Source organism: Mycobacterium sp. GA-2829 (assembly GCF_001499965.1).
Lineage (GTDB): Bacteria > Actinomycetota > Actinomycetes > Mycobacteriales > Mycobacteriaceae > Mycobacterium.
In genome coordinates, this window is the sequence record NZ_LQIT01000038.1 from 41,429 (window position 1) to 57,115 (window position 15,687).

Here is a 15,687-nt window from a genome sequence, read left to right on the forward strand (position 1 = left end):
AGTGTAGCGGTGCGCCACCCCTGCACCGGTTACGGCAGCGGCACCGGCAATCCGGGGACCTCGAACGGTCCAGGGACCGGCGACGGGGTCTGGGTGACGGTCCGCGGCGGCAGCAAACCGGGACCGTCGGGGTCGACCACCGTGGTCGTCGGCGGCGCGGGGGTCTCCGACGTCGGCGTGCTCGTCGTGGTCTCCGACGGGCTCGTGGTCGTCGTGGTCGGGGTGGTCGTGGTGGTCGTCGTGGTCCAGGTGCGGCGGGTCGTCGGCGGCTCCTGGACCTGCGTGCGCGGCACCCAGGTGTAGTCCGGGTCGGGCACGAACCCCGGCGGCACGACCTGCTGAGCCGGGTTCGGCGCGGTCGCCTGCACCGGGGGTTCGTAGACCTGGTACAGCCAGAACAGGGCGATGAACGCCACGATGAGCCCCAGCGTCGACGTGCGGACCCGCCCGCCCGGCATGTAGCGCGGCCACGCCCGTTCCTGGCCCTGCATGTGCCGCAGCAGCCTCCGCAGGATCACTGTCGAGCCTCCGAGCGCCCTTGCTGCTGCGGGGACTCCCCGTGACCGGCGATCGTGTCGACCGTCGGGGTGTGCTCTTTCGTGGCGATACCCGCGCGGTTGAGCGCCGCGATGATGCGGATGCGCAGGCGCCTTCCGACCTCGAACTGCTTACCGGGCAGCGTGCGGGCCACCATGCGCAGGTTGACGGTGTCGACCTCGATGCTCTCGACGCCCATGAGCTGCGGTGTGTCGAGCAGCAGCGCGCTGAGCTTCGGATCTCCCATCGCGTCCTCGCCGACGCTGTGCAGCAGGTCGTTGACGGCGTTGAGGTCGGCCGTCGTGGGCACCGGGATGTCCACCACCGCCCGGGCCCAGTCCTTGGACATGTTCAGCGACCGCACGATGTTGCCGTTGGGGACCGTGAACACCTCCCCCTCGCCGGTGCGCAGTTTCGTCACCCGCAGCGTGACTTCTTCGACGGTGCCCTCGGCCGCGTCCGAGGCGCCGATCATGTTGAGCTGCACGAGGTCACCGAAGCCGTACTGCCGTTCGGTGATGATGAAGAACCCCGAGAGCAGGTCCTGGACGAGTTTCTGCGCGCCGAAACCCAGCGCCGCGCCGAGCACGGCCGCGGGCGCGACGAGCGAGCCGACGGGGATGTTGAGGATCGCGGTGATCTGCATGCCGACGACGACGAACAGCACCGCAATCGACACCCAGGAGATGACTGAGGCCACCGCCTGGCGGTGCTTGGCGCTCTCGGAGCGCACGAGCTGATCGCTCTCCTGGTACTCCGCGTCGATCCGCCGGGTCACCCGGCGCGCCACCCAACTGATGAACCGAGCGGCCAGCAGCGACCCGATGATCAGCAGGGCGATCGGCAGGCCCCTGGTCATCAGCCAGATTCCGACCTCGCCGTGCCAGAAGTCCCGCCAGCCCTCGGAGAATCCGATCGCCAGCGATCGGTCAGTCGTCATCGCGCCGGTTCCGCCAGCGGATCCCCGCCTCGAGGAACCCGTCGATGTCCCCGTCGAGCACTGCGCCCGGGTTGCCGACCTCGTATTCGGTCCGCAGGTCCTTGACCATCTGATAGGGGTGCAGCACGTAGGAGCGCATCTGGTTGCCCCACGAGCTGCCGCCGTCGCCCTTGAGCGCGTCGAGCTCGGCGCGTTCCTCCTGGCGTTTGCGTTCCAGCAGCTTGGCCTGCAGCACGCGCATCGCGGCGACCTTGTTCTGCAGCTGCGATTTCTCGTTCTGGCAGGTGACCACGATGCCGGTGGGCAGGTGGGTCAGGCGGACCGCCGAGTCGGTGGTGTTCACCGACTGACCGCCAGGACCGCTGGAGCGGTACACGTCCACGCGCAGGTCGGTTTCGGGGATCTCGATGTGGTCGGTGGTCTCGGTGACGGGCAGCACCTCGACATCGGCGAACGACGTCTGCCGCCGGCCCTGGTTGTCGAACGGGCTGATCCGCACAAGCCGGTGGGTGCCCTGTTCGACCGACAGGGTGCCGTAGGCGTAGGGCGCGTGCACCGCGAACGTCGCGCTCTTGATGCCGGCCTCTTCGGCGTAGGAGGTGTCGAAGACCTCGACCGGGTACTTGTGCTGTTCGGCCCACCGGATGTACATCCGCATGAGCATCTCGGCCCAGTCCGCGGCGTCCACACCGCCCGCGCCGGAGCGGATGGTGACGACGGCCTCGCGCTCGTCGTACTCACCGGACAGCAGCGTGCGGACTTCCATAGCCTCGATGTCGACCCGCAGCTTGGCCAGTTCCGCGTCGGCTTCGGCTGTGGCGTTCTGGGCGTCCTGCCCCTCTTCTTCGGCGGCCAACTCGTAGAGCACCGGCAGATCGTCGACGCGTTGCCGCAGCTCCTCGACGCGCCGCAGCTCGCCCTGGGCGTGCGACAGCTCGCTGGTCACCTTCTGCGCCCGGCTCTGGTCGTCCCAGAGGTTCGGGTCCGAGGCCTCCTGCTCGAGCTTCTTGATTCGGTCCCGCAAACCCTCGACGTCGAGCACCCGCTCCACCGTCGTCAGGGTGGCGTCGAGGGCGGCGATGTCGGCTTGACGGTCAGGATCCACGGGAATTCAGGGTACCGGCCGGTGCTGCGGCGGTCGCGGGCCCGGCGCGTTCATCGCGACTTGCCTGCCCCGCGGACGCGCCGCGTTTAGAGTCGGTTGCGTAACCAGTGCGGCCGCACGGCGACAGCCCATTGCCTGCGGCCGGGCAGCGACAGAAGGCACCCTCATATGCCCCAGCAACGCCCCTATCACGTGGCGATCGTCGGTTCCGGCCCGTCCGGCTACTTCGCCGCCTCGTCCCTCCTGAAGTACGCCGACAGCGGCGACGCGGCCCGCGATGTGCGCGTCGACATGCTCGAGATGCTGCCCACGCCGTGGGGTCTCGTGCGCTCCGGCGTCGCACCCGACCACCCGAAGATCAAGTCGATCAGCGCGCAGTTCGACAAGACCTCGAACGATCCGCGCTTCCGGTTCTTCGGCAACATCGCCGTGGGCGAGCACGTTCAGCCCGAGGAGCTGGCGGAACGCTACGACGCGGTGGTCTACGCGGTCGGCGCCCAGTCGGACCGTGCGCTGAACATCCCCGGTGAGGATCTGCCGGGCAGCGTCGCGGCCGTCGACTTCGTCGGCTGGTACAACGCCCACCCGCATTTCGCGCAGATGGGCCCCGACCTGTCGACGGGCCGCGCGATCGTGGTCGGCAACGGCAACGTCGCACTCGACGTGGCGCGCATCCTGGTCACCGATCCGGAGGCGTTGGCCACCACCGACATCGCCGATCACGCGTTGGAGTCGCTGCACCGGCGCGGGGTCGAGGAGGTGGTGGTTATCGGGCGGCGGGGTCCGCTGCAGGCCACGTTCACCACGCTCGAACTGCGCGAGCTCGGTGATCTCGAAGGCCTCGGGAATGTGGACGTGATCGTCGACCCGGCCGACTTCGCCGACATCACCGACGAGGAACTGGAAGCCGCGGGCAAGACCGTCAAGCAGAACGTCAAGGTGTTGCGCGGCTACGCCGAGCGGCCCCCGCGCGGCGCGCCCCGCCGGATCGTGTTCCGGTTCCGCACGTCGCCGATCGAGATCAAGGGCCGCGACCACGTCGAGTCGATCGTGTTGGGCCGCAACGAACTGGTCGACGACAACGGGCGGGTGGTCGCCAAGGACACCGGCGAACGCGAGGAACTGCCCGCCCAGTTGGTGGTCCGCGCGGTGGGGTACCGCGGGGTGGCCACGCCGGGTCTGCCGTTCGATGAGCGCACCGGGACGATCCCGCACACCGACGGCCGCATCGACGGCAGGCGTAACGAGTACGTGGTCGGCTGGATCAAACGGGGACCCTCCGGTGTGATCGGCAGCAACAAGAAGGATTCGCAGGCGACGGTCGACACGGTCATCGCCGACCTCGAGGGCGCGACGCTCGCCGACGTCCGCGACGACCACTCCGAGACGCTGGTCGAGTGGCTGCTGTCGCGCCAACCGAAACTCGTCACCGACGACCACTGGAAGGTGATCGACGAATACGAACGCTCGGCCGGTCAGTCCGCGGGCCGGCCCCGCGTCAAGATCACCAGCGTGGCCGAACTACTCCGCATCGGACACAGCTGAGGCCCGGTTCACTGCCCCGGCGGCGGTGGCAGTGGACCGTCGGCCGGCTCCGGCGGGGCGAACCGCCAGTTGTCCGGGTTCTTCGGCGAGTACACGACCGGGAACAGTGCGCCCATCGACGGCCAGTTGTTCACGTCGACGGCCATCTGCTGGTAGACGACGTGCTCGTTGACGGTCGGGCCGTTGATCACCCCGGAGATGGTGACGAACTGCTCCCCCGTCGCACCCTCCGGGCGGGGGCTGACCCCGGTCACCAGCAGCGTGCCCGACAGCAGCTCACCACCCGGCATCCGACCGCGCCTCAGGCGGGGCACGACGATCAGCGCGATCGCACCGATCAACAACAAGAGCACGGCGAATTCCCACACGAGGGCCATGGTAGGACTTGCAGCATGAGCACCGGATCTTCCAGCCTGGCCGACGACCTGGCGTTGGCGCTGCGGCTCGCCGACCACGCGGACGCCGTCACCGTCGATCGATTCCGCGCGCTGGATCTGAGCGTCGAGACGAAACCGGATCTGACGCCGGTCACCGACGCCGACCGTTCGGTGGAGACCGATCTACGGCGCGCGCTCGCCGAGGAGCGCGGCGACGATGCCGTGCTCGGCGAAGAGTTCGGCGGCACAACGAGTTTCAGCGGCAGGCAGTGGGTGATCGACCCGATCGACGGGACGAAGAACTTCGTGCGGGGCGTCCCGGTGTGGGCGACGCTGATCGCACTGCTCGTCGACGGGGTGCCGGTGGTGGGCGTGGTCAGCGCGCCCGCGCTGCACCGCCGCTGGTGGGCCGCCGAGGGTGCCGGCGCGTTCGTCGCGGTCACCGGCGAGTCGCCGCGCCCGTTGGCGGTGTCGAAGGTCGCCGACCTGGATTCGGCCAGCCTGTCGTTCTCGAGCCTGTCCGGATGGGCCGCACGCGGTCTGCGCGATCGCTTCATCGACCTCACCGACGCTGTCTGGCGCGTCCGCGGCTTCGGCGACTTCTTCTCCTACTGTCTGCTGGCCGAGGGCGCGGTGGACATCGCCGCCGAACCCGAGGTGTCACTGTGGGATCTCGCGGCACTCGACATCCTGGTGCGCGAGTCGGGTGGCCGGTTCACCAGCCTCGCCGGCGACGCGGGCCCGCACGGCGGCAGCGTCGTCGCATCCAACGGCCTGCTGCACGACGCGGTGTTGCACCGCCTGTCTGGCTAGCCCGTCTTCCCGAGGCCCTTGGCCATGAACCGGCCGATCACCGAGACCGTCCTGCGCCGCGACATCAACCGGGTCTGCGCGAGCAGGAACAACCGATTCGTCCACCCGGGGATGACGAGGTGCTTGCGGCCGACCGCCGAAATGACCTCGCGGACAACATCATCGGGTTCCGCGATCAGATAGCGCGGGTACCCGTCCAGCGCGTCACCCTGGGTGTTCATCAAGCCGCCGATCATCACGAGGACATCGACGCCGGTGCCACGCAGCTCGTACCAGAGCGCCTCACCCATCGCGATCTGGAACGCCTTGTTCGCCGAGTAGGCGGCCGTGTACGGCGCCGAGGTCAGACCGGCCCCGGAGGCGACGACGATGATCGCCCCTCGACGGCGGCTGCGCATGTCCGTGCCGAAGCGGTGGATCAGGTTCGTGTATCCGCGGGCGTTGATGTCGATCATGCGACTGTGCACGTCGAGCGGCATATCGAGGATCGGCGGCGTGTCGGTGGGGGTGTACATGTGGTTGCACACCAGCAGTTCGATCTCGATCCCGGCCACCGCGTCCTCCAGCGCCGGGTACGGCGCCGGCGTCCCGAGATCGCAGACGGCGGTACGGACTTCGACGCCGAACCGGGCCGTCAACTCGTCGGCCCGCGCCGCCAACTCCGTATCGAGCACATCGGTCAGCACCAGGTTCAGGCCGGCGGCGGCCAGGCCGCGCGCGAATGCGAAGCCGAGCCCCTCAGCACGTGCGGCCCCGCTCACGAGCGCCCATCCGCCGGAAAGGCGATCGATCGCGGTCTGCGGGCGGTCCATCCGCAGCATTCTGCCGCGACCCCCCATCCGATGTGAACTACCTAACAGGCCCCCTGAACCTTACTCCGGAGTAAGATACGGTCATAGGCGAACGCCCCGACCAAGTGAGGCAGCTGGAATGACCAACACCCTGCCGTCCAAGAACGGCACCTCCGCACGTCCCAAGCGCACCGGCCGTGAGAGCGCAGTCGGCCTGCAGCGCCACAAGCGCACCCCCACCGACATCGGGCTGGCGCTGATCACGCCGTTGGTGGGGCAGGAGTTCCTCGACCGCTACAACCTGCGCGACCCGCTCAATCGCGGCCTGAAATACGGCGTGAAGCAGGTGTTCTCGGCGGCGGGCGCCTCCACCCGGCAGTTCAAGCGCATCCAGGGCCTCGGCAAGAAGCCCACCCGCCTGGCCGCCGCTCCGAAGGGGTCGGACTACTTCGACCTGACCCCCGACGACGACCAGAAGATGATCGTCGAGACGGTCAAGGAGTTCGCCGAAGAGGTGCTGCGCCCGGCCGCCCACGACGCCGATGCCGCGGCCGAATATCCGAAGGATCTGATCGCCAAGGCCGCCGAACTAGGCATCACCGCGGTCAACATCCCCGAGGATTTCGACGGCATCGCCGAACATCGTTCGACGATCACCAACGCGCTGGTCGCCGAGGCGCTCGCGTACGGCGACATGGGTCTGGCTCTGCCGATCCTCGCCCCCGGCGGGGTCGCCTCCGCGCTGACCCACTGGGGCAGCGCCGACCAGCAGGCCACCTACCTGCGCGAGTTCGCCGGTGAGAGCGTCCCGCAGGCCTGCGTCGCGATTGCCGAACCCCGCCCGCTGTTCGATCCGACCGCGCTCAAGACCACTGCGGTGCGGACCCCGGGCGGCTACCGGCTGACCGGCGTGAAATCGCTGGTGCCCGCGGCCGCCGACGCCGAACTGTTCGTCATCGCCGCCCAGCTGGACGGTAAGCCGGCGCTGTTCATCGTCGAGTCGGCCTCCGAGGGACTCACCGTGACCCCGGACCCCAGCATGGGCGTGCGGGCGGCCGCACTGGGCCGGGTGGAGTTGAACAACGTGGCGGTGCCGCTGGGGAACCGGCTCGGCGAGGACGGGGCCACCGATGACGATTACCGCGAGGCGATCGCGCTGTCGCGGCTGGGCTGGGCGGCGCTGGCCGTCGGCACCTCGCACGCGGTGCTCGACTACGTGGTGCCCTACGTCAAGGAGCGCCAGGCGTTCGGCGAACCGATCGCCCACCGCCAGGCGGTCGCGTTCATGTGCGCCAACATCGCCATCGAACTAGACGGACTGCGCCTGATCACCTGGCGCGGCGCGTCCCGCGCCGAACAGGGTCTGTCGTTCTCCCGGGAAGCCGCGCTGGCCAAGCGGTTCGGCACGGACAAGGGCATGCAGATCGGCCTCGACGGTGTGCAACTGCTCGGCGGCCACGGCTACACGAAGGAACACCCCGTCGAACGCTGGTACCGCGATCTGCGCGTGATCGGTGTCGCCGAAGGCGTCGTGGTCCTCTAGGTCCTCTAGTCAGAAACGGAAATTCGCCATGGCAATCAACCTGGAACTGCCGAAGAAGCTGCACGCGGTCATCGACAAGGCCCATCAGGGTGCCGCGGAGATGCTGCGGCCGATCAGCCGCAAGTACGACCTGCGTGAGCACGACTACCCCGTCGAACTCGACACGCTGGCCACCCTGTTCGAGGGCATCTCCGAGGCCAACACGATCTCGTTCGCCGGCGCGGAGGCCTTCCGTGACGCCGACGACGGGCCGAAGGGAAACGTCAACGGCGGCAACATGTCCGCGGTCCTCAACGTCACCGAGATCAGCTGGGGCGATGTGGGGCTGATGCTGTCGGTGCCCCGTCAGGGTCTGGGCAACGCCGCGATCTCCGGTGTCGCGACCGACGAACAACTCGAGCGGCTGGGCAAGGGTGTGTGGGCCGCCATGGCCATCACCGAACCCGGCTTCGGCTCGGACTCCGCGGCGGTCTCGACGACGGCCCGCCTCGACGGTGACGAGTACGTCATCAACGGCGAGAAGATCTTCGTGACGGCAGGTTCGCGCGCGAGTCACATCGTCGTGTGGGCCACGCTGGACAAGTCGCTGGGCCGCGCGGCCATCAAGTCGTTCATCGTCCCGCGCGACCATCCCGGCGTGACGGTCGAGCGGCTCGAGGACAAGCTCGGCATCAAGGCCTCCGACACCGCGGTGATCCGCTTCGACAACGCCCGCATCCCGAAGGACAACCTGCTCGGCGATCCCGAGATCCACGTGGAGAAGGGTTTCGCGGGGGTCATGGAGACCTTCGACAACACCCGCCCCGTGGTCGCGGGGATGGCCGTCGGGATCGGGCGTGCCGCCCTCGAGGAGCTGCGCAAGATCCTCGAGGATGCGGGCGTCGAGATCTCCTACGACAAGCCCGCACACGCCCAGAGCGCCGCTGCCGCCGAATTCCTTCGCCTCGAGGCGGATTGGGAGGCGGGATATCTGCTGACGGTGCGTTCGGCGTGGCAGGCCGACAACGCGATCCCCAACTCCAAGGAAGCCTCGATGGCCAAGGCCAAGGCCGCCCGGGTGGGCAGCGACATCACCCTGAAGGTGGTCGAACTGGCCGGCACCGCAGGCTATTCCGAGGAGTCGCTGCTGGAGAAGTGGGCGCGTGACAGCAAGATCCTCGACATCTTCGAGGGCACCCAGCAGATCCAGCAGCTGGTGGTGGCCCGCCGACTGCTCGGCCTGACGTCCGCACAGTTGAAGTGACTTATCACATCTCGAGCAACTGCTGACCCAGATACCCGCCCTCGGCGGCGCCCGGCGGGATCGCGAACACCGCCGAGCCCACGGGAGTGATCCACGGGTTGAGCGCGTCGGCGTCGGACAGGCGCTGCTGCACCGGGACGAACTGCCGCGCCGGGTCGCGCTGGTAGGCGAGGAACAGCAGTCCGCTGTCGCTGATCTCGCCCGTCGGCGGGGTGTCGTCGTAGTTGTACGGTCGGCGCAGGAACTGCTCGTCGGTCGACCGGTGCCGCGCGAGCGCGATGTGGGCGTTCTCCGGGATGACGGGAATCCCGTTGACCGCGGCGGTGAAGTCGGGCGCGTCGGATTCGCGTGACCCCGTCAATGGGGCGCCGTTGTCGAGTCGGCGCCCGACGGCCAGCTCCTTGGACCGTCGGTCGACCTCGTCCCACGCGTCCATTTCGGCGCGGATCCGCCGCACCACCACCATCGTGCCGCCGGCGAACCACGGTTGGTCTGTCCCGTCGCACCACACGTGCCGGTCGAATCCGGCCGCGTCGGCGATGTTGACGGTGCCGTCGACCTGACCCATGAGATTGCGCATCGCGGTGCCCGCCGCCGCGCTCGCCGGGTTGCGGAACCCACGCTGGATCCACCGGATCGTGGTCATCGACCGCACGTTCTTCGTGAGCACCCGGTACGCGTGGCTGACCGTGAGCAGGTTGTCGGCGCACAGCTGCAACAGCAATTGCCCGCCGCACCAACGCGGTTCGAGCCGGTCGACCGCGAACCGCGGAAGCGGCCGCAGCGGCCCGGGTCGATGCGCGGAGAGCCCGACGGCGTCGAAGAGGCCTGGCCCGAACCCGACGGTGACGGTGAGCCGCGCCGGATCGGAGGCCAGTTCGGGTTCGGTGTCCGCGAGCGCCGGAACGCCTTGGGTCAGCCGCGCCGCATCCTCGCTCCACAGCTTCATTACCGAACGCAGGCCGCGGGGGTCGGCGTGCTCGGGCCGCAGGTCCAGCGCGATCAGCGTCGTATAGGCCTGGGGTCGAGTCGCCACCCCAGCCTGGTGCGCGCCGTGGAACGGTTCGATGGCTGTGGCCGGTCGGCCGAGCCCGCGGGCGCTCGCGGTTGCGGTCAAACCGACTCCGGCGACGCCCGCGGCCACCGCACCCGCCCCGAGCAGAGCCCGGCGGCTGACCCGCTCACCCATGGTGGCCGCCGTCGTACTGCTCGCCGGCTCCGGCGAATTCACGCACCTGAGCGGTCATCGGGAGCGTCGACCCGTCGCCGAATGTGAGGGTGATCTCGACGTCCGAACCCGGTGGCAAGGGACCGGTCAACTCCATCAGCATCAGATGGTCGCCACCCGGGTTCAGTTCGGTTGCGCCGCCCGCGGGCAGCACGAACCCGCCCGCTTTGGGCTGCATTCTCGGCGCGCTTTCGCCGACCACTTCGTGCAGTTCGACACGTGCGGCCGCGGTGGTGGCCGCGGAGACGACGCGGACCTCACGATCGGCACTGTTGCGCAACTGCGCGAAAGCGGCGGTCATCCCCGTCTCGGCCGCCTTGACCCAGGCGTCGCGGACCTCAACGGCCGCAGCATCTTCCCGAGCAGCAGGTCCGCCGCACCCGACCAGGACGAGTACAGCGCACACCGCGCTCAGCAAGCCCCTCATCGGGACACCCCGCGCCGCTTGCTGATTCCGACGGCGACGTCGATCACCAGGAAGCCCAGGAGGCTGAGCCCCAGAAGCGGGACGAACCAACCGATCACGACGGCGGTGATGACCAGCGCCACCACCGCCGCCTTCGGTGCGTCCCGCCACCCGCCGCGGGCAGGGGCACCGGTCGGGCGGCGTCGCCACCACATGAGGTAGCCGCGGACAATGACCGTCACGAGACCGACGGCCAGCGCCGCCAGCGCCAGCTGGTTGGCCAGGCCGAACAGCAGGCCCATGTGCAGCTGAATCCCCCAGGCCGCCAGCTTCGCCGCCACCGGCCAGTCGGCGAACCACGACACGTCGGTCACCTGGCCGGTCGCCCCGTCGACCGCCACGGCATTGTTGGACATCACCCACGGTTCGCGGGTCTGGGCGACGGTGAATGCCGTGCCGCTGTCAGCCGGGATCGAGACCTCGACCGCACCGCCGACTCCGGCGTCGCGCGCCGAGCGCAACACCCGGTCCGCCTCGTCGACCCTCGGTGCGCCGCCGGTCGCGGCGTCCGCCCCGTGGTGCGCGTGGTCGCCGGTCTGGACACCGGTCGCGACCGTCGGCGTCGTCCACGACAGTGCCGCACGCAGTTCGGTGATGTGGTCGCCGGCGTACCGCGACCACGTCAGTCCCGTCGCGGACAGGAACAGCAGGCCGGCGGCGATCCACAGCCCGACGGCGCCGTGCCAGTTCAGCGTCCGCGCCCGCCCACGCAACCGGCGGTCGACGGTGAACAACCCGCGCCGGCGCCGCACCCACAGGACGACGCCGGCCAGCGCGATCACCCACAACCAGGACGCAGCCAGTTCGCTGTAAAGCCTCCCGGTTTCGCCGAGGTGCAGGTTGCGGTGCACCTGGTCGATCCAGGTCCGCACCGGCAGCGCACCGCTGCTGCCGTACACGGTCAGCTCACCCACCGGCTGCGCCGTCGCGGGGTCGACGAACACCGCACGACGCTCGGACTCCCCGAGCGTCGGATCGTCGAACAGCACCCGGGTGGTGTCGGTCGGGGTGACTGCGGGCCGCACGGCAGTGACCGTCAGATCGGGCCGCACCGCCTGCGCGGCGCGGATCTGATCGGCGAGCGGGCGTGCGGGACCGGTGGAGTCGACGTGCAGGTAGTCGCGGTAGACGAACTGTTCGAGGGTTGGCGCGATGGCGTAGAGGCCACCGCTGACGGCGGCGATCAGGAGGAAGGGGCCGACGAACACGCCGGCGTAGAAGTGGAGTCGGCGCAGCAGCGCGGTCATACCGGGCGAGCGGGATGCCGGGACGGCGACGACAGGGTCGGGTGTGGTGGTCATGAACGTGCTTTCGTCCGTGAGGGGCACGACGAAGGTCGTGTGTGAGGTGTCGACGCAGCGCCGACGGGCGCGCCCGCGCTCGGCGCAGGCGTGTGGGTACGAGGCGGCCTCAGCCGCTGAAGGCGACCACCCGCGGCGGCGCCCGCATCCCCAGCCCGGAACGAATCGAAAGCAGTTGCAGCGCAACCGAGGTCGTGCTGTGGCGGCGCGTCGCCGCGGGCCTGCCGCGGTGCACCAGTGTGAGCATCAGCCAGCACAGGACCGAGGCGCACACCCGGTAGAGATGAGCGACCAAGGCGATGAGCAGGCCCAGCGCGACGGCCGCCAGCGCGTGGGCGAGCAGCATCGGCGCGGACGGCAGCACCGAGTGGCCGTGGTGCCCGGCCGTCACCGCCAGCGCGACGTGGGTGAGCAGTTGTCCTGCCCCGACGAGGGCGACGATTCTGCCGGGCGGCCCCTGTCCGTCCGCGCCTGCGAGCGCTCCGACCGCGGCACAGACCAGAGCGACCAGGACCAGCGTCGGTCCGGTGGGCACCTCACCGCCGGCAGTCGCGTGGGCAGCGACCGCGAACAACCCCGAGCACGCTCCGACCAGCACGCCGCACAGGGCGCCGGCGCGCGAGGTCACCGTGCTCACGGGCGAAGACTACCGCCCTCGCCACGGCGGGTGACTAGCGTGATCGACCATGAACAGTTTTCAGGCGGTGGTGGCGCGGCAGTCCGGGGACCGGATCGACACGGCGGTCGAGACGTTGGACGAGTCGGCGCTGCCCCCGGGCGAGGTGACCATCCGGGTGCACTACTCGAGCGTGAACTTCAAGGACGCGCTCGCCGTCACCCCCAAGGGCGGTGTGGTGCGCGATTACCCGATCGTGCCCGGCATCGATCTGACCGGTGAGGTGGTCGCATCGGAGTCCGACCAGTTCGGCGTCGGCGAGCTGGTCCTGGCCCACGGTTACGACATCGGCACCGGTAAGCACGGCGGCTACGCCGAATTCGCGCGCCTGCCCGCCGACCAGGTGGTGTCCCTCGGCGCGCTCACCCCGCACGAGGGCGCCGCGATCGGCACCGCCGGGTTCACCGCCGCCATGAGCGTGGAGGCGCTGACCGCACGCGGGATCGGACCGGACGACGGGCCGATCGTCGTCACCGGCGCCAGCGGAGGTGTCGGATCGGTCAGTGTCGACCTGCTGTCCGCGCTCGGCTTCCACGTCGTCGCCTCGAGCGGGAAGGCCGAACAGGCCGATCTGCTGCGCTCACTGGGCGCCGCGGAGGTGATCGGGCGGCTGCCGGAGGATCCCGACGCCAAACCACGCCCGCTGGGCAAGACCCGGTGGGCGGGAGCGGTCGACTGCGTCGGTGGCGCCACCCTCGCCGACGTGTTGAGCACCCTGGCCTACGGCGGCGCGGTCGCGGCCAGCGGGCTCACCGGCGGACCCACGCTGAACACGACGGTGATGCCGTTCATTCTGCGCGGGGCGGCGTTGCTCGGCATCGACTCGGTGCAGTTGCCGATCGGGCCGCGGCGGGAGCTGTGGGCCAAACTCGGCGGACCCCTGAAACCACAACACCTCGCCGACCTCTCCCACGACGTCGACGTCAAGGACGTCGCGGGAGTGATCGACGAGGTGCGTGCCGGCCGGTACTCGGGCCGTGCGGTCGTGCGGGTGGCCGGCGGTTTCTGACCGCCGGCCCACGCGGCTCAGCCCAGCAGCACGCGCTGCAGATCGGGCTTCATCTGCTGGAGCTGCTGGCCCCAGTACTGCCAGGTGTGCGTACCGCCGGCCGGGAAGTTGAACACCCCGTTGTTACCGCCGGCGGCGATGTAGCGCTCCTGGAAGGTGATGTTGGTGCGCAGCGTCAGGCTCTCCAGGAACTCCTGGGGCAGCCCGGCGCCGCCGAGCTCACCCGGCTTGCCGTTGCCGCAGTACACCCAGATGCGGGTGCCGTTGGCGACGATCTTGTCGATGTTGACCATCGGGTCGTTGCGCAGCCAGGCCTCGCTGCCGCCGGGACCCCACATCGGCTCCGACTTGTAGCCGCCGGCGTCACCCATGGCCAGGCCGACGAGGAACGGCCACCAACCCTCGGAGAGGTTCAGGAACCCGGACAGCGACGCGGCGTAGATGAACTGCTGCGGGTGGTAGATCGAGAGCACCAGCGAGGCCGAGCCGGCCATCGACAGGCCGACGGCGGCGCTGCCGGTCGGCTTGACGTCGCGGTTGGCGGCCAGCCAGTTGGGCAGCTCCGAGGTCAGGAACGTCTCCCACTTGTAGGTCTGGCAGCCGGCCTTACCGCACGCCGGGGCGTACCAGTCGGTGTAGAAGCTGGACTGTCCGCCCACCGGCATCACCACCGACAGGCCCGAGTCCAGGTACCACTCGAAGGCCTGGGTCTCGATGTCCCAGCCGTTGAAGTCGTCACGGGCACGCAACCCGTCGAGCATGTAGACCGCAGGAGATCCGGGGCCACCGCTCTGGAACTGGACCTTGATATCGCGTCCCATCGACGGTGACGGGACCATCAGGTACTCAACCGGCAATCCCGGCCGCGAGAACGCACCCGCGAGCGCTGAATTACCGGTGAGGCCGATCACGCCGGGCAATAGCAGCGCCACGACGGCGGCCACCCCGAAACGGCGTGCCCAATGGCCTCGAATCTTGTCAACGATCGTCATGAAGCAATCCATCCATCTTCCCGTTACTGCGTTTCACGCCCATCCAGCGGACACAGTCGCCATTGGCACCGCAGCGATTTCTGCACTGCGTCGTCCGCGCCCGCTCTACTGACACCAGAGAGCGGACCGAGAGAATTCAGTTGTTGCGCCTTGAGTAAAACATGGGCTTTTGACCGAGAAAACCCCATAAAGGCGCAGGCAGAACCCTCGCGATGGCAAACACCGAGGTGACGCGGCGTTCCGGCCATTCCCCTCACCTGCGCATACGGTCAAAGTCGGAGCCCATGGCCAGGCCTCAATCTCCCGGCGGCGGACGGCTTTCCGTCAGCGACTGGATACATCAGGGTTACGCGATCGTTGCTGAAGAGGGGCTTTGGGCGCTCGAGGTGGGACGCCTCTGCCTGAGCTCGGGTGACCGCGGCTTCGCTCGCCATTCGCCGAGTTGCCCAAGGACTGCGGCACGCTGATCGCGGGGTGGTATCGCGACGACGACCTGTGTGCCTGTGGGACGACACGGCTGGGCCCGGCTGCGCGAAAGCCTGTTGCCGACGATATTCGAATCTTCGGGTGGTCTCGGCGAAGGCGACTTCGGCGCCGAACGACTGTGCACGTCACCGGCTCGAGGGCAGTGCAGTGGGCCCCTCACCCACGGCGAAGTGCACGTGTGGCGGCGATGGTGTGCGGCGGTCAGGCCGCCCGGTGTTGGGGTGGTGCGGGGCCGCCGGGTTCGCCGGGGTTGTCGGCGGGCCGGGTCGGCTCGTCCGGTTCCGCGGGGACGGGCTCGTCGGCGTCGGTCTCAGAGGTGGTCGGGTCCATCGAACAGAAGGCCTCGTCGGCTGGCAGTGTGATGGCCGATCCCTCGCCCACTGGCTCGTGCAGTCTGTCGGCCACAGCGGCAGCGGTCTGCGTGTAGCCGGGCTCGTGGGAGACCTCGAGCGCCTCTGCGTACGGCTTGGTGTCGTCGATATCGTTGGCGTCAGCCGTTTCCGGCGATGCCACGGCGCTGTCCGGTTCACCGGTGTTGTCGGCGGACGGGGTCTCGTCGGTGTCGCCGCTGTCGTCAGCGACGGCCTCCGGGGCAGCGGTCTGCTCGGCGTCGCTGCTGCCGCCTTCGTCAACGG

General features: G+C 69.2%; 15 protein-coding genes and 1 pseudogene. 5 read left to right on the plus strand and 11 right to left on the minus strand.

The window, feature by feature from the left end; translation table 11 throughout:
* Positions 1-29 precede the first annotated feature (29 nt).
* From AU194_RS21670 to prfB, 3 genes are read right to left on the minus strand one after another with little or no spacing between them, the layout of a single operon-like run.
* A complete protein-coding gene (locus AU194_RS21670) occupies positions 30-518 on the minus strand; it encodes a hypothetical protein (protein WP_059091326.1) in 489 nt (162 codons plus the stop codon).
* Positions 515-1,477, minus strand: a complete 963-nt coding sequence (locus AU194_RS21675) for a mechanosensitive ion channel family protein (protein ID WP_059091327.1) — start codon at positions 1,475-1,477, stop codon at positions 515-517. The genes AU194_RS21670 and AU194_RS21675 overlap by 4 nt, the downstream gene beginning before the upstream one ends.
* Positions 1,467-2,582, minus strand: a complete 1,116-nt coding sequence (gene prfB / locus AU194_RS21680; protein WP_059091328.1) for a peptide chain release factor 2 — start codon at positions 2,580-2,582, stop codon at positions 1,467-1,469. The genes AU194_RS21675 and prfB overlap by 11 nt, the downstream gene beginning before the upstream one ends.
* Before the next feature lie 168 nt (positions 2,583-2,750).
* Between prfB and AU194_RS21685 the strand changes: the two genes are divergently transcribed.
* Entirely contained in the window at positions 2,751-4,127 is a 1,377-nt protein-coding gene (locus AU194_RS21685) for an FAD-dependent oxidoreductase (RefSeq protein ID WP_059091329.1), read from the plus strand.
* Between the two features lie 8 nt (positions 4,128-4,135).
* Here AU194_RS21685 and AU194_RS21690 read toward each other — a convergent pair whose 3' ends face one another.
* On the minus strand, positions 4,136-4,495 hold the full coding sequence (locus AU194_RS21690) for a hypothetical protein (RefSeq protein WP_059091345.1): 360 nt from the start codon (positions 4,493-4,495) through the stop codon (positions 4,136-4,138).
* 24 nt (positions 4,496-4,519) lie between these two features.
* Here AU194_RS21690 and hisN point away from each other — a divergent pair, with 24 nt between their 5' ends.
* Positions 4,520-5,317 (plus strand): histidinol-phosphatase, encoded by a 798-nt coding sequence (gene hisN / locus AU194_RS21695; protein WP_059091330.1) that lies wholly within the window; start codon positions 4,520-4,522, stop codon positions 5,315-5,317.
* On the opposite strand, the gene AU194_RS21700 is transcribed toward hisN, so the two are convergent.
* The gene (locus AU194_RS21700) at positions 5,314-6,129 is read right to left on the minus strand and encodes an SDR family oxidoreductase (RefSeq protein WP_197417703.1); all 816 of its coding nucleotides are present in this window, start codon (positions 6,127-6,129) and stop codon (positions 5,314-5,316) included. The genes hisN and AU194_RS21700 overlap by 4 nt on opposite strands.
* 118 nt (positions 6,130-6,247) lie before the next feature.
* Between AU194_RS21700 and AU194_RS21705 the strand changes: the two genes are divergently transcribed.
* Positions 6,248-7,651, plus strand: a complete 1,404-nt coding sequence (locus tag AU194_RS21705) for an acyl-CoA dehydrogenase family protein (protein WP_059091332.1) — start codon at positions 6,248-6,250, stop codon at positions 7,649-7,651.
* 28 nt (positions 7,652-7,679) lie between these two features.
* Positions 7,680-8,894, plus strand: a complete 1,215-nt coding sequence (locus tag AU194_RS21710; protein ID WP_059091333.1) for an acyl-CoA dehydrogenase family protein — start codon at positions 7,680-7,682, stop codon at positions 8,892-8,894.
* A gap of 4 nt (positions 8,895-8,898) precedes the next feature.
* Here AU194_RS21710 and AU194_RS21715 read toward each other — a convergent pair whose 3' ends face one another.
* The 4 genes from AU194_RS21715 to AU194_RS21730 all read right to left on the minus strand — a co-directional run bounded on the left by AU194_RS21715 (position 8,899) and on the right by AU194_RS21730 (position 12,526).
* Positions 8,899-10,083 (minus strand): Dyp-type peroxidase, encoded by a 1,185-nt coding sequence (locus AU194_RS21715; RefSeq protein WP_059091334.1) that lies wholly within the window; start codon positions 10,081-10,083, stop codon positions 8,899-8,901.
* Entirely contained in the window at positions 10,076-10,549 is a 474-nt protein-coding gene (locus AU194_RS21720; protein WP_059091335.1) for a copper chaperone PCu(A)C, read from the minus strand. The genes AU194_RS21715 and AU194_RS21720 overlap by 8 nt, the downstream gene beginning before the upstream one ends.
* Positions 10,546-11,889, minus strand: a complete 1,344-nt coding sequence (locus AU194_RS21725) for a PepSY domain-containing protein (protein ID WP_059091346.1) — start codon at positions 11,887-11,889, stop codon at positions 10,546-10,548. The genes AU194_RS21720 and AU194_RS21725 overlap by 4 nt, the downstream gene beginning before the upstream one ends.
* 109 nt (positions 11,890-11,998) lie before the next feature.
* Positions 11,999-12,526, minus strand: a complete 528-nt coding sequence (locus tag AU194_RS21730; protein ID WP_231743526.1) for a hypothetical protein — start codon at positions 12,524-12,526, stop codon at positions 11,999-12,001.
* Between the two features lie 49 nt (positions 12,527-12,575).
* On the opposite strand from AU194_RS21730, the gene AU194_RS21735 reads away from it, so the two are divergent.
* Positions 12,576-13,574, plus strand: coding sequence for an acryloyl-CoA reductase (locus AU194_RS21735; RefSeq protein ID WP_059091336.1), 999 nt, complete (start codon positions 12,576-12,578; stop codon positions 13,572-13,574).
* Positions 13,575-13,591: 17 nt separating this feature from the next.
* Here the strand turns inward: AU194_RS21735 and AU194_RS21740 are convergent, their stop codons facing one another.
* A complete protein-coding gene (locus AU194_RS21740; protein ID WP_059091337.1) occupies positions 13,592-14,566 on the minus strand; it encodes an esterase family protein in 975 nt (324 codons plus the stop codon).
* Between the two features lie 687 nt (positions 14,567-15,253).
* Positions 15,254-15,687 (minus strand): annotated as a pseudogene (locus tag AU194_RS32275) (hypothetical protein); the annotation flags it as partial.

Coding starts and splice junctions, on each gene's coding strand:
- AU194_RS21675 (WP_059091327.1), bottom strand. CDS start 1,477: ATGACGACTGACCGATCGCTGGCGATCGGATTCTCCGAGGGCTGGCGG.
- AU194_RS21685 (WP_059091329.1), top strand. CDS start 2,751: ATGCCCCAGCAACGCCCCTATCACGTGGCGATCGTCGGTTCCGGCCCG.
- hisN (WP_059091330.1), top strand. CDS start 4,520: ATGAGCACCGGATCTTCCAGCCTGGCCGACGACCTGGCGTTGGCGCTG.
- AU194_RS21700 (WP_197417703.1), bottom strand. CDS start 6,129: ATGGACCGCCCGCAGACCGCGATCGATCGCCTTTCCGGCGGATGGGCG.
- AU194_RS21705 (WP_059091332.1), top strand. CDS start 6,248: ATGACCAACACCCTGCCGTCCAAGAACGGCACCTCCGCACGTCCCAAG.
- AU194_RS21710 (WP_059091333.1), top strand. CDS start 7,680: ATGGCAATCAACCTGGAACTGCCGAAGAAGCTGCACGCGGTCATCGAC.
- AU194_RS21715 (WP_059091334.1), bottom strand. CDS start 10,083: ATGGGTGAGCGGGTCAGCCGCCGGGCTCTGCTCGGGGCGGGTGCGGTG.
- AU194_RS21720 (WP_059091335.1), bottom strand. CDS start 10,549: ATGAGGGGCTTGCTGAGCGCGGTGTGCGCTGTACTCGTCCTGGTCGGG.
- AU194_RS21725 (WP_059091346.1), bottom strand. CDS start 11,889: ATGACCACCACACCCGACCCTGTCGTCGCCGTCCCGGCATCCCGCTCG.
- AU194_RS21735 (WP_059091336.1), top strand. CDS start 12,576: ATGAACAGTTTTCAGGCGGTGGTGGCGCGGCAGTCCGGGGACCGGATC.
- AU194_RS21740 (WP_059091337.1), bottom strand. CDS start 14,566: ATGACGATCGTTGACAAGATTCGAGGCCATTGGGCACGCCGTTTCGGG.